Annotated in this window: 11 protein-coding genes and 1 pseudogene; 9 read left to right on the plus strand and 3 right to left on the minus strand. The window is 58.1% G+C overall.

What is annotated here, in order from left to right:
- Positions 1-22: 22 nt before the first annotated feature.
- Together K0P03_RS33680 and K0P03_RS33685 are read right to left on the minus strand one after the other, a co-directional pair.
- Positions 23-202 carry a hypothetical protein gene (locus tag K0P03_RS33680; RefSeq protein WP_272792031.1) on the minus strand — a complete coding sequence of 60 codons (180 nt, stop codon included), beginning with the start codon at positions 200-202 and terminating at the stop codon, positions 23-25.
- Positions 203-263: 61 nt separating this feature from the next.
- Positions 264-1856 (minus strand): isocitrate lyase, encoded by a 1593-nt coding sequence (locus K0P03_RS33685; RefSeq protein WP_272792032.1) that lies wholly within the window; start codon positions 1854-1856, stop codon positions 264-266.
- Between the two features lie 181 nt (positions 1857-2037).
- Between K0P03_RS33685 and K0P03_RS33690 the strand changes: the two genes are divergently transcribed.
- A complete protein-coding gene (locus tag K0P03_RS33690; RefSeq protein WP_272792033.1) occupies positions 2038-3438 on the plus strand; it encodes a helix-turn-helix domain-containing protein in 1401 nt (466 codons plus the stop codon).
- A 262-nt stretch (positions 3439-3700) separates the two neighbouring features.
- Here the strand turns inward: K0P03_RS33690 and K0P03_RS33695 are convergent, their stop codons facing one another.
- Complete coding sequence (locus K0P03_RS33695; protein WP_272792034.1) at positions 3701-5074, minus strand: ISNCY family transposase; 1374 nt, start codon at positions 5072-5074, stop codon at positions 3701-3703.
- Positions 5075-5095: 21 nt separating this feature from the next.
- On the opposite strand from K0P03_RS33695, the pseudogene K0P03_RS33700 reads away from it, so the two are divergent.
- The 8 genes and pseudogenes from K0P03_RS33700 (at position 5096) to K0P03_RS33735 (ending at position 13752) form a co-directional block, all read left to right on the plus strand.
- Positions 5096-5847: pseudogene (locus tag K0P03_RS33700) on the plus strand (IS6 family transposase).
- Positions 5848-6162: 315 nt separating this feature from the next.
- Positions 6163-6900: a FadR/GntR family transcriptional regulator gene (locus K0P03_RS33705; RefSeq protein ID WP_272792035.1), complete on the plus strand. Its 738-nt coding sequence runs from the start codon at positions 6163-6165 to the stop codon at positions 6898-6900.
- Between the two features lie 250 nt (positions 6901-7150).
- Complete coding sequence (locus K0P03_RS33710) at positions 7151-8212, plus strand: ABC transporter substrate-binding protein (RefSeq protein WP_272792036.1); 1062 nt, start codon at positions 7151-7153, stop codon at positions 8210-8212.
- Between the two features lie 11 nt (positions 8213-8223).
- A complete protein-coding gene (locus tag K0P03_RS33715) occupies positions 8224-9039 on the plus strand; it encodes an ATP-binding cassette domain-containing protein (protein WP_272792037.1) in 816 nt (271 codons plus the stop codon).
- Positions 9029-10246 (plus strand): sugar ABC transporter permease, encoded by a 1218-nt coding sequence (locus tag K0P03_RS33720; protein ID WP_272792038.1) that lies wholly within the window; start codon positions 9029-9031, stop codon positions 10244-10246. The genes K0P03_RS33715 and K0P03_RS33720 overlap by 11 nt, the downstream gene beginning before the upstream one ends.
- Before the next feature lie 2 nt (positions 10247-10248).
- A complete protein-coding gene (locus tag K0P03_RS33725) occupies positions 10249-10695 on the plus strand; it encodes a hypothetical protein (RefSeq protein ID WP_272792039.1) in 447 nt (148 codons plus the stop codon).
- Positions 10692-12311 carry a GMC family oxidoreductase gene (locus tag K0P03_RS33730; protein ID WP_272792040.1) on the plus strand — a complete coding sequence of 540 codons (1620 nt, stop codon included), beginning with the start codon at positions 10692-10694 and terminating at the stop codon, positions 12309-12311. The genes K0P03_RS33725 and K0P03_RS33730 overlap by 4 nt, the downstream gene beginning before the upstream one ends.
- 7 nt (positions 12312-12318) lie before the next feature.
- Positions 12319-13752 carry an aldehyde dehydrogenase family protein gene (locus tag K0P03_RS33735; protein ID WP_272792041.1) on the plus strand — a complete coding sequence of 478 codons (1434 nt, stop codon included), beginning with the start codon at positions 12319-12321 and terminating at the stop codon, positions 13750-13752.
- Positions 13753-13757 lie beyond the last annotated feature (5 nt).

Raw genomic sequence — 13757 nt, forward strand, 5'->3', positions numbered from 1 at the left:
CGAACTCGTCCGATGTTTGGTCTTACGTGACGCGGCCGAGCCGATGATATAGGTTGGAATATTTGACAGTCTCCGGCTGATCCTTGATGGAATCGAGATAGTATAGGATCGCCGTCCTTATGAGGTTAAAATCCTCATTGGCGAATACAGCGCGCGCGACCTGCGGATGGGTAGGCTTCGGGGAATTGATCGTGTCCGACATCGGTTTCCTCCAAAAGACGAGGAGGATGACACCTCCTCCACGCCTAGGTTCAGTTCGCCAGTCAAGCGGCGAACTGGTTCATGGTGTTGTGAACGCCGCCGGCCTTCAGGGCCGCTTCACCTGCGAAGTATTCCTTGTGGTCGTCGCCAAGGTCGGATCCGGCCATGTTCTGATGCTTGACGCAGGCGATGCCTTGGCGGATTTCCTTGCGCTGGACGCCGGCGACATAGCCGAGCATGCCCTGCTCGCCAAAATACTCCTTGGCGAGATTGTCGGTCGACAGTGCGGCCGTGTGGTAGGTCGGCAGCGTGATTAGGTGGTGGAAGATACCCGCACGCTTGGCGGCATCCTGCTGGAAAGTGCGAATCTTCTCGTCGGCTTCGGCGGCGAGCTCCGATGCGTCATATTCGGCGCTCATCAGCTTTGCGCGGTCATAGGCGGAAACATCCTTGCCTACTCTTTTCCAGGCATCGAAAACCTGCTGGCGGAAATTCAGCGTCCAGTTGAAGGACGGCGAATTGTTGTAGACCAGTTTGGCGTTCGGAATGACCTCGCGAACCCGATCGACCATGCCGGCGATCTGCTCGATATGCGGCTTCTCAGTTTCGATCCATAAGAGATCGGCGCCGTTCTCGAGCGCGTTGATGCAGTCGAGCACGCAGCGGTCCGCGCCGGTGCCGGGCCGGAACTGGTAAAGGTTGGAGCGCAGGCGCTTCGGGCGGACGAGCTTGCCGTTCCGGTTGATGACGACATCGCCGTTGAGGCTGGTCGTATCCGTGACATCTTCGCAATCCAGATAGGAATTGTAGAGGTCGCCGATATCGCCTTCCTTTGCACTGAAAGCGATCTGCTTTGTCAGACCGGCACCAAGCGAGTCGGTGCGAGCGACGATGATGCCGTCATCGACGCCCATTTCGAGGAAAGCGTAGCGGAGCGCGCGGATCTTGGCGACGAAATCCTCGTGCGGGACCGTGACTTTGCCGTCCTGGTGGCCGCACTGCTTCTCGTCGGATACCTGATTTTCGATCTGCAGCGCGCAGGCGCCCGCCTCGATCATCTTCTTGGCGAGAAGATAGGTCGCCTCGGCATTGCCGAAGCCCGCATCGATGTCGGCGATGACCGGGACGACATGCGTCTGATAATTGTCGACCGCTTGCTGAAGTTGCTTTTCCTTTACGGCGTCGCCCGCTTCGCGCGCCTTTTCGAGGTCGCGGAACAACATACCGAGTTCTCGCGCATCCGCCTGGCGCAGGAAGGTATAGAGTTCTTCGATCAGCGCCGGAACCGATGTCTTCTCGTGCATCGACTGGTCCGGCAGCGGACCGAATTCGGAGCGCAGCGCCGCGACCATCCAGCCTGAGAGATAGAGATAGCGGCCCTTGGTGGAGCCGAAATGCTTCTTGATAGAGATGACCTTCTGCTGCGCGATGAAGCCATGCCAGCAGCCCAGCGACTGTGTGTACTGGCTGGGATCGGCATCGTAGGCAGCCATATCGGCGCGCATGATGCCGGCAGTGTAACGTGCGATGTCAAGCCCAGTTCGGAACCGGTTCTGCAGCCGCATGCGCGCGACGGATTCAGCCGTCATTCCGGTCCATTTTGGATTGGCGCCAATCAGGCGGCCGGCATCCTCAATCAAAGTCTGGTACGACATTGTTCCTCCAAAACCGTTGTTGCAATGCGAAAGGGGTACCAAAGCAGCGGACAAATGCGAGAGGCCACAATGTCAAACTGTCAAACTTTACAAAGTTGAATTGTAATGTTGTAAGGACTTTAAGGGGTGGCGGGTCTTATCGAACTCTGGCCCGATTGGTCCCGAATGTGGGAGGAGAGCAGTGGAGAAATCCGGCGTTTACCTTGGACCGCGATTGCGCCGGCTGCGACGCGACCTCGGTCTGACCCAAGCTAACATGGCGTTGGACCTCGAAATCTCTCCGTCCTATATAGCCCTCATGGAACGCAACCAGCGGCCTGTTACTGCTGAAACGCTTCTCAAGCTGGCAAAAGCTTACAAAGTCGACTTTTCGGAATTCTCGGACAATTCCGGCAATGACTTGAGCGCCCGGATGCAGGCGGTCATCCGAGATCCGGTCCTCAGCGATATTGATTTCGAACCTCTGGAAATTGCCGACGTCGCGCACAGCTTTCCGGCCTTTGCCGAAGCGCTATTGCGGCTACACACGGCTTTTCGCGAAGAGCAGTTCGCGCTCGCCGACCGCCGCCAGGAAAAAGGCGTGGACGGCGGCTTGCCTCTCAATGATGCTGTCACTGAAATCCGCAGCTTTCTGTCTGCTCGCCGCAACTGCTTCCCACTTCTCGATGCCGCATCCGAAAAGCTCGCTGCTCGGGTTGCCGAAACCGGGGATCTGGCAAACTACCTCAAACAGAGGCATGGCCTCCGCGTTCGGCGGTTGCCGAGCGAGGTGATGACGGGGTCGCAGCGCCGGCTCGACTTGCACCGCAAAGAATTGCTTTTTGATGATACCCTCGACCTTGTAAGTCAAAACTTCCAGATGGCGCAGCAAATCGCCTATCTCGAATTCGAGGCCGAGATCGTTGCTGCGACCGAAGAAGGAAATTTGAAGGGCGACAACGCCCGTCTCCTGGCCCATCGTGCACTAGCTGGCTATAGCGCGGCTGCCATCCTAATGCCCTATGCCGCATTCGCGCGCGCGGTCGAGGCTAGGCATTACGATATCGAAGCGCTCGCGCGACAGTTCGGCACGAGCTTCGAACAGACCGCCCATCGCCTGACGACCCTCCAAAGACCTGGACAAGAACGGGTTCCCTTCTTCTTTATCCGGGTCGATACAGCAGGAAACGTGTCGAAGCGGCTGAATAGTGCCAACTTCCCCTTCGCCCGCCATGGCGGCGGCTGCCCGCTTTGGACTGTGCATCAGGTCTTTACTCAGCCCCGTAAGATCGTCACGCAATGGCTGGAGCTGCCGGACGGTCTGAAGTTCTTTTCAATCGCCCGCACAGTCAATGCCGGAGGCGGCAGTTTCGGAACGGCGACCATCGAGCGTGCAGTGGCGCTAGTCTGCGAAGCACAGCATGCCGAGCGTCTAGTCTATGCCCGCCAGGGGCCGAAGCCGGAGGCGCCGACCCCCATCGGTATCACCTGCAGACTTTGCCATCGCACGGCATGCAGGGCCCGTTCCGAACCGCCTATCGGACGCCAGATCCTCGCCGATAACTACCGCCGCACCGATGCCCCTTTCGGTTTTTCCGATTGACTCGTGAAACGCCCAGGGCCCATCCGACCAACAGTCGGTTCAAGGTCAAGGAAACGAAAGGAAACATTCTAACTTTGCGTCTACAACTATTGTGGCGGCAATGTTGAAATGTCCGTAGTTGTGCAAAGTCGAAATGTCACTTTGATCTGCGGCACGGCATGCCGACCAGCCCCGATCTGACCGGCTGGTCTGGGTTGCAAGGTGAGATCGGGGCGGGTGAGGGGCGGTCATCGGCTTTAGCTTTGACAGCCCGACCAGCGGATCATTCAGCGGCATCAAGGTTGGAGAGCGCTTGCCGCCGTCGAGCGATGATCGCCGGATCGTTCATGAAATCCGTCCGCTTGCCGGGCTTGCGACCCCGCGGCGTGTAGCCATTCTTCTCGCTATTGGTCTTGACCTTCGGCGACGGCAACTGATCCTGCCGCTCCTTGATATAGGCCAACACATCGGAAAGCCGCTTGTTCTCGGTGATCGCCGCATGCGTCACCCGCTGGTCCTTGTCGAACGTCTTATAGGGCAAGGAATGTCCCTTCCAGCGCACATCGAGCCGGCCGTCGGCATAGGCGTAGGTCTCGACATAGCGCCCGACCAGTCCGCGCGTCACCTCGGTCTCCTCGAGCATGATGCGCTGGCGCTCGTAGGAGAACGTCAGTTGGGCTCCGACGTAACGCTGCTCACGTTTGCACAGGACGTCGCACAGCCGATCCGGGGCAAGATTCAGCGGCCGATGCAGATCATCAGATCGGGCAGGGGCAATGGCAAACTGGCGGTTATAGCGTTCCATGAACCGAGGCAGGAAAGCGTTGCCGTCATCCATGCCGCAGATGCCCGCCAAGCGCAGTTCCTTGACCAACCGGTCCTGCAGCGTCCGGTTCATCCGCTCGACACGACCCTTGGCCTGGCTCGAGTTTGCGCAAAGAATCTCGATGTTTAGCTCGCAAAGCGCCCGTCCGAACTGGGTCATGCCCTGACCGCCCTTGGCATCCTTCTTCGCCACCCGGAACACCGAATGCTTGTCGGAATAGAAGGCGACCGGAGCACCATGCGCCTTCAGATAGAGTTCCAGCGCCTCGAAATAGCTGAACGCACTTTCCGAGCGCACGAAGCGCAACTGCATCAACTTGCCCGTCGCGTCATCGACAAACACCAGCAGTGAACATGGCTCACAACGATCCTCAAACCAGCGATGTTCCGACCCGTCGATCTGCACCAGTTCGCCATAGGCCTCGCGCCGCAACCGGGGCTGATGAAACGTCCGGCGCTGCTTGCGCGACAGCCAAAGTCCGGCATCCGCCATCCATTGGCGCAGCGTCTCGCGCGACACCTGCAATCCATCGCGCTCAGCCAGCTTCTCTGCCGCCAGGGTCGGCCCGAAGTCTGCATAGCGTTCACGAACGAGCGTCACCGCGTAATCGCGAACCCCGTCGCTGATCCGGTTGTTCGATGGTCGCCCAACCGCCTTGTGCCGGATCGAAACCGCGCCGCCAACCCGTATCCGCTCCAGCAGCCGACGCACCTGGCGCGTGCTCAGCTCAAGCGCATGCGCCGCCGAAACCAACGTCAGACGGCCGACGATCACTTTCGACAAAACCTCGATCCGCTGCAGATCGCGCTCACTCATCGCAATCAATCCCATCCGCAATCTCCCAGACGGGCGATGTCACGTTGTCTGCAGCTTAACGGTTGAGGGATAGTTCGGCTGACATGAACTCGTCGACTATCAGCTACAAGAACCACCGCTTTCCACCGCAGATCATCGCCCGTGCGGTCTGGCTGTATTACCGGTTCCCTTTGAGCCTGCGGCTGGTTGAGGAAATGCTGTTGGAGCGCGGCATTGTCGTATCTTACGAAACGATCCGGCGATGGGGCCGCAAATTCGGGGCGGCTTATACCAAGCAGTTGCGCAGAAAGAAGCCGTCGCGAAAGGATATCTGGCATTTGGACGAGGTTGTGATTTCCATCGGTGGCCGAAAACATTGGCTTTGGCGTGCCGTTGACCAGGACGGTTACGTTCTCGACGAGATCGTCCAGGCCCGCCGCGATACCAAAGCTGCCAAACGATTGCTGGTTAGACTGCTGAAGAAACAAGGCCTGACGCCGAAGCGCATCGTCACCGACAAACTACGTTCATACGGAGCGGCAAGACGGGACGTGATGCCCGCTGTCGAACATCGATCGCACAAAGGCCTGAACAATCGTGCGGAGAATTCTCACGTGCCACTACGAAAACGAGAACGGATGATGCAGGGATTTCGATCTGTCGGCGCATTGCAACGTTTTATCTCAGTCTTTTCAGCAGTCCGAAATCTTTTCGTCGCGCCGCACCAGAAACGCTCAGCCCTCGCCACCCACATTCATCGGATCCGCGCAATGGCGCAGTGGAAAGCCGTGACCGGCGCAACTGCTTGAGTTCACAGGCAATCGCCTTGTTCGGACGTTGATGAAACAACGTGACATCGCCGTCTTTGCGCTTCAACAACCGCTGGCAAAGCTAAGATCACCTGCAGGGGGGGAAGATTGGGCGCCATAAGGTCAACATCCCAAGCCGATTGACAGCCAAGGGCGCAACGAAGCAGGCAAGGCTCTGGACTCATGTCCGCGATGATCGCCTCCTTCCAGGCGGTGCCTCCCCTGCTACAATCTTCCACTTCGCTCCGGATCGGGGAACACCCATCCCAAACCCCATGCTTGACTCGTTAAACATCATATGTTTTAAGTCATCCTATGAACGAAATGTTGTTTTATGATCTCAAACAATCTTCCGGCCTTACGCACAGTCTTGCGGATCAGGTTGCAAAGGAGATTGGCCGCCGCATTGTGTCCTCGGCCTATCGTCCTGGCGACCTGATCGAAGACGAAACTTCGCTTGCCGAAAAATATCAGGTTAGTCGCTCGGTCATTCGCGATGCGGTCAAGATACTTGTGGGGAAGAATCTCCTGGAGGTGCGCAGGGGCATAGGTACGCGGGTTAGGGGCAGGCAATCCTGGGGGCTCCTAGATGATGACGTGCTGGCCTGGCACCTGTCGTCTCCTGTCCGGCCCGAGTTCCTGCGCCAGTTGATGGACATGCGCGTCGTGCTTGAGCCAGAGGCGGCGAGATGGGCTGCCTTGCAGGGTTCCGAAGAAAGCGTCGACGAAATCCTACGTGCACAGGCTGCCATGGAGGAGGAAAAGGGATCGTTGCAGGACTTCGTTGTGTGCGACGCGCTGTTTCATCGCGCTATCCTGCGGGCATCCGGAAATGAGATTCTGCAGGCGATGGAGGGCGTGATCTTTTCGGCTCTGCTGCAGTCGATCCGGTTGACCAACAGCGATGCGCGCGAGAATGCGGACTCGCTGCCGTTTCACAGGGAAGTTGCAGACGCAATTGCCTCTCGCCGCTCGGAGGATGCGGCGATGTTGATGAAAAGGTTGCTGGTTGATGCGCGTCAACGCTTGAACGAGCGATTGGGAGCCTCGTAGGGCCAAAAGTTCGAGTATAGGCACATGCATTTGGCAATGTTTCGCGCATGCGGGGCATGGGCGAGGGAAAACTTTGCCCGAGAGGATGATGGAGAGTTCATGAGAATGTCTGGCACGAGCGGCTAAAGGCCCTCCGCGGCTGATCGACCCGCGGTCTGAGCAGCTTCAAATCACACAATCTATCGACCATTCCGCGTTCAGCGCGATGGGAAAGCTATGTCTGCATTTCTGAGCAAACAGGGAGGAACCAATGCTCAAATTCACCGGAAAAAACACTCTTGCGGCAACCGCGCTGATGTTGGGGGCTTCGGTCTCTGGCGCTGCCATGGCAGCGGACACGGTCGCGCTACTCTTGCCTGAAAACGTGAACCCGCGTTGGGAGCAACAGGACGCTGCGGCGTTTGTCCGTACGATGTCGGAGATCGCGCCTGACGTGAAGGTTGAGGTCTTCAACGCCAATAACGACACTGCGACCCAACAGCGCCAGGCCGAACAGGCCTTGACGCAGGGCGCAAAGGTGCTTGTGGTCATTCCGATCGACGGTGAAAGCTCGGCCATCATTGCGGACAAGGCAGCGGAGGAGAATGTGCCGACCATTGCCTATGACCGCATGATCAACTCGAAGAACACCAAGTTCTGGGTTCAGGCGGACATGCATGCAACCGGCGCAGCGCAAGCTCAGCACGTCGTCGATAACACCAAGGACGGCGACACGCTGGTCATGTTGAAAGGCTCGCCAACCGACCCGAATGCAGCGGTGATCGCTGCCGGTCAGATGTCGGTCCTTGAGCCACTCTTCACTTCCGGCGCCCGCAAACTTGGTTACGAGAACTGGACGCCCGGTTGGGATCCGGCAATCGCCCGCCGGTCGATGGACCAGGCGCTGACCCAACTCGGCAACAATGTGCAGGGGGTTGTTTCGTCCAACGATGGAAATGCTGGTGCGGCCATTGCGTCCATGGAGGAGCAGGACATGGCCGGCAAGGTCCCTGTTTCCGGTCTCGATTGCACCGTTCAGGCAATGCAGCTGATGCTTTTGGGCAAGCAAACGCAATGTGGCTGGCGTCCCTTGCATGAAATGGCGGCTGCGGCTGCCAAGGTGTCGGTACGTCTCCTCAAGGGCGAAGCCTATGACGATCTGGCGACCGAGGTCGTAAAAAACGGTGTTGGCGCGGATGTTGCGTTCGTGCCGGTGGATAGCTACTCCGCCGTCGGTGCCGAAGGTGTGGCTTACGTTGTCGAGAACGATCCGTCTGTCACCAAAGAAATGGTCTGCCAGGACGAAGCGGCGAAGACCGACTTCTGCAAATAGGCGGCAATTCAATGACAGGGAAGGGACAAAAGGCGGGGCAATCGGCCCCGCCAGCGCATCTCGAGGTGCGCGGTATCCACAAGCACTTCGGTGGCGTGCACGCTCTGCGCGGCGTCGATTTCGAGGTTGCCCGCGGTGAGGTCATGGCACTGGTTGGCGACAATGGTGCTGGCAAGTCGACTCTGATGAAGGTACTCGCCGGAGCGCAGAGTGTCGATGAGGGTCAATTCCTCCTTGGTGGTCAGACCGTGAACATTGCGTCACCGAACCAGGCGGCCGAGCTCGGGATCCAGATCGTGTACCAGGATCTGGCTCTATGCGAGAATCTCGATGTTGCTGCGAACCTTTCGCTAGGGGCAGAGCCGGTAAAACCCGGTTGGAGGTTTCTGCCACGCCTGCTACGTCCCCTCGATGAACTGGAAATGGAAGTCAAGGCCAAGCGAGCGATCGACCGGCTGGAAGTTCGAACACTTCAATCGGTTCGCGCTAAGGTCGGGGGGTTGTCAGGCGGTCAACGACAGGCAATCGCCATCGCCCGGGCGGTGGGGCATCAAAGCACGGTGGTGATGCTAGATGAACCGACCGCTGCGCTTGGTGTTGCTCAGACCAGACAGGTCCTCGAACTGGTCAAGCGCCTTCGCGAGACCAATCACGCGGTCGTCTACATCTCTCACAACATGCGCGACATTTTTGAAGTGTCGGACAGGATCACGGTGCTGCGCCATGGCAGGAACATCGCGACCTACAAGACCTGCGAAACAAATCCGGATGAGGTTGTGGTCACCATGACCCGCGGCCTGGACGGGAAGGCAGACCATGCAGCTTGAGAAAAAAATGTCCCTGCTAGACAGATTCCGCGCTCTTCGTGAAACGCAGTTCGGAGCGTTCGTACCCGTTCTCTTGGCCCTTCTTGCTATCTGGAGCTATTTCGGGTTCGCACTTCCTTTATACGATACTTTAAGTGGCCAAGCCGAAACTTTTAGCGCAATCTTCTTGAGCCCGCGCAACATCTACAATCTCTTCATGCAATCGGCTGTCATCGCCACTCTAGCGGTCGGTATCACCATCGTGCTGCTGCTCGGCGAGATCGACCTCTCCGCAGCCGCGACTGCAGGTGTTTGTGCGGCACTTTTGGGTGTGCTTGTGCTTGGCGGTGTTCCGGGCTGGCTCGCCTGCATCATCGTGATGATTGTCGGCACCATAATGGGCGCGGCTCAAGGCATGCTGATTGCCTATGTCGGCATACCGTCCTTTGTGGTCACGCTTGCCGGCCTGCTTGGCTATCAGGGATTGATGCAGAAGATTCTCCCGACAGGAAACCTAAATGTCAGCGATCCATTTGTCCGCAGCTTCGCAAGCGTGCTGATCCCGGACTTTTGGGGGCTGGTGCTGGGATTGGCTGTTGTTGGGCTTTTTGCCTATGCGGTCTTGCGCAAACACGCGCGACGGAAGGCTCTTGGCCTCGAAATGGATACGCCCTATTCAGTTTGGGGCCAAATAGCCGCCTTCGGCGTGATCGTTCTGGCAGCCATTCTCACGCTCAATGCCTATCGCTCCATACCCTTGCTGCTGGTTCTTCTCGTCGCAATCACCGGCCTGCTGGGGTGGGTTACAACTTCGACGCCATACGGCCGATCCCTATTCGCGGTCGGCGGAAACGCGGAGAGCGCACGTCGGGTTGGTATGAAGGTCAAGCGAATCCGGGTTTCGGCCTTTGCGATTGTCGGTCTTATGGCGGCAATTGGCGGTATCTTCGGTGCCTCACGATACGCTTCGGTATCCTATACCGCTTTTGCAGGTGGTTCCCTTCTGCTGGAGGCAATTGGCGCAGCTGTTATCGGTGGAACCTCACTCTTTGGCGGGCGGGGGTCGGTCTGGAACGCAATCCTCGGCGCCCTGGTGATCGGCTCTCTGGGTAATGGCCTAGATCTGACAGGGGCAAGTGCCGCCGACAAGCTGATGGTATCTGGTGCAATCCTGCTTCTTGCCGTCGCTATTGATGCCGTGTCCCGCAACAATGTGGGAGGTCGCTGAATATGTCTTGGAATCAGGAACAAGCGCCTGTTTTGCGTGCCATTATCGATCAGCTCATCCCGGCAAATGTGGCCAGGGGCATTCCGGGGGCAGGGGAGATCGGCGTCGCCGACTACCTGGAATCAGTTTGTACGCGCGACGATGATCTCGATGCATCAATTACAACCCTGCTTGGACTGGCGGGTCTATCCGCCGAGGCAATTGACCCCGCCCTGGTCGGAGACCTTGAAGCGAAGCTTCCTGGCCCGTTCGCGCAGCTGCTGGCAGAGACCTACAAGGGCTATTACAGCCGCGCCGACATGCGGGCAAAGGTGGGCGTCGCTGCGCACCCGGTTCATCCCGCCGGCTATATCGTTGCCCGGGAGCGGCCAGAACTGATGGCCGAACTGACAGCGCCAGTGCTTGCCCGTGGACCGGTGTTTCGCGATCCGACGGGAGGTCAGGAATGAGCAGTGAACCTGTCGATGTGCTGATCATTGGCGCGGGCGCTTCCGGCGCGGCAATTGCCTGGTCCCTTCTCGAAACCCGCATGCGCATTCTTTGCCTGGAACAGGGTGACCACCTGCGGGACAAGGACTTTCCTTCGCGGCGCGAAGACTACGAACTCGCTCGTTATGGTGAGTTTTCCTGCGATCCCAATGTTCGACGGCTGCGGCAGGATTATCCGATCAATTCCGCCGACAGCTGCATCACACCTGTCAACTGGAACGGCGTGGGCGGCTCCACGATCAATTTCCTCGGACATTGGCCGCGCATGCGACCCTCGGATTTCCGTGCCAGGACGCTCGATGGCGTGGCTGAGGACTGGCCGATTAACTATCACACACTTGCTCCCTTCTACGATCTGAACGACCGCAACACGGGCGTATCCGGGCTTGCAGGAAACCCTGCCTATCCCGGATACTCGCCACCGCATCCGCCAATTCCACTGGGCATACTCGGTCAGACGCTGGCGCGTGGGTTCAATGAACTGGGCTGGCATTGGTGGCCATCGGACGTTGCCATTCTCAGCCGCGATGATGACGGGCGCCAGAAATGCGTCAACGCAGGGACATGCGATCTGGGCTGCGCAGCCGGTGCCAAGGGGGGAACAAATTTCACCTACTGGCCGATACTTGAGAATTCCGGCGTTGAGCTACGCACGAATTCGCGGGTACGAGAGATACTGGTCGACGACGAGACAGGCTTTGCCACAGGCGTTCTTTATCACGACGCGGACGGCAACGTTCACCGGCAGAACGCTGAGTTGGTGATTCTCGCCTGCAACGGCGTAGGGACGCCGAGACTGCTTCTAAACTCGAAATCAAGGCTCTTTCCGGATGGGCTTGCAAACCGGTCGGGCCTCGTTGGCAAGAACCTGATGTTTCACCCGCTGACCGGAGTCGCGGGCGTCTTCAATCAGCCGATGAGGGGACATGAGGGACCTATGGCCTGCTCGATCCTCAGTCAGGAGTTCTATGAAACCGATTCATCTCGCGGTTTCAGCCGCGGCTACGGCCTGCATGCCGGACGGTCCACTACACCTATGACCTATGCGCTGGGGGGCTACGGTATCGACCGGCCGATCCCGTGGGGCGCCGAGCACCGTCATATCATGGACGAGGTCTACCCTTACCTCGCCGGCCTCACCGTTGTGACCGAAGATCTTCCAGAAGAGCACAATTGCGTAACACTCGATACCAATCTCACCGACAGCGATGGCATTCCGGCGCCAAAAATCACTTACAAGCTGGGCGAAAACACGCGCGCGATGCTCAGGCACGGACAGGAACGGGCCACAGAGGTTCTCCTGGCCGCGGGCGCGAAACGTATCCTGCAGAAGGGCGAGGATCAGGTCTGGTGGCGCGCGGGCTGGCATCAGATGGGCACGTGCCGCATGGGCAACGATCCCCGGCGGTCGGTCGTTAACGCCTGGGGCCGCAGTCACGATGTAAAGAACCTGTTCGTCGTCGACGGTTCGATTTTCGTGACTGCCGGCGCTGTCAATCCGACCTCCACGATTCAGGCCCTTGCCCTCTACATCGGCGACCGGATCAAATCCAACATTGCAACTCTGTTTGATTGAGGAAGCTATGAAATTCCCAACCAAAATGTACATCGACGGGATGCTCGTAGACGGAGAAGGCCAAGTCGATGTTGTCAATCCAGCAACAGATAAAGTTGTCGCGACGGTGGCTGCAGCGGGTTTGCAGGATGTTGACCGTGCGCTTAAGGCGGCGAAGTCGGCGGCAGCCGGATGGGCAGCAACGCCGATCGCTCAACGGCAGGACTGGATGCACAAACTGCGCGAGGAAATCATTGCGCATGAGGAGTTCCTCAGGGCGTGCGTCCATCATGAAATGGGAAAGCCCTGGGGCGGTACACAGGAAGATTTTGACCTACTCGAGCGTTCCTTGCAATTTTATGCGGAAGAAATCGCGCGCAAGCATGATGAGACCATAATCGATCGCGACGGCAGTCATGAACACAAACTCGTCTACGAACCGGTTGGGGTCGCCGTAGCCTATCTCGCCTGGAATTTTCCGCTTCTGAACCTGGCTTACAAGATCGCGCCCGCAATGGCCGCCGGCTGTCCAATCATCATTCGTCCGTCTGCTGCAACGCCAGTTTCCGCCTATGCGGTCGGGGCACTGTGCGAAAAAATCGGACTTCCCAGGGGCGTCGTCAACATTCTCACCACCGAAGGTTATGTGCCATCGGATGCGCTCGCCGCGTCCCCCGTCCCATCCCTCATAACACTGATCGGTTCGACCAATACCGGCAAACATCTGATGAAGGTCGGTGCCACATCGATCAAGCGCTACTCGATGGAACTGGGGGGCAATGCCCCAGTGCTGGTCTTCAACGATGCCGATCTGGATCTTGCCGCCGATATTGTAACGTTGATCAAGTTTAACAATGCCGGCCAGATCTGCGTCGCTCCCAACAGGGTTTTCGTCGAGGCCGATGTCCTCGATGCGTTCACCGAAAAGGTAGTTGCGCGTGCAAAGGGGGCGGTCGTTGGATTCGACAGAAACCTGCCTGTGTTGACCGGTCCGCTGATCGATGCGCGCGCTTGGAAACGCGTCAAAAGCCTGATCGATGACGCTGTGGGGAGAGGCGCGAACCTACTGGCGGGTGGCGATCGACCCTCCCATCTGCCCTCCGGCCATTTCATTGCGCCGACTGTATTGTCGGGCGTGACAAAAGACATGGAGATTTACCGCGAGGAGATCTTCGGACCAGTCGTCAGTCTCATCCCATTCGATGATAGAAGCTCCGTTCTCGATTGGGCAAACGAGGGCGAGGAGGGTGGTTTGTCTTCCTACATCTTTTCCCGCGACCTGGCTCTTGCCGAAAAAATGGCGCGGGGACTGCGTTACGGCGAAATCCATATCAATGGCGTCAAATACGACATTTATCTCCCGCATGGCGGCATTGGGCAGTCAGGTATTGGGCACGATTGCTCGCATCTCGCACTGAATGATTACCTCGTCGTCAAACGCGTTTCCCGCAGCCTTGGGTGAATAAC

The sequence above is a fragment of the Shinella sp. HY16 genome (assembly GCF_028534175.1).
GTDB lineage: Bacteria > Pseudomonadota > Alphaproteobacteria > Rhizobiales > Rhizobiaceae > Shinella.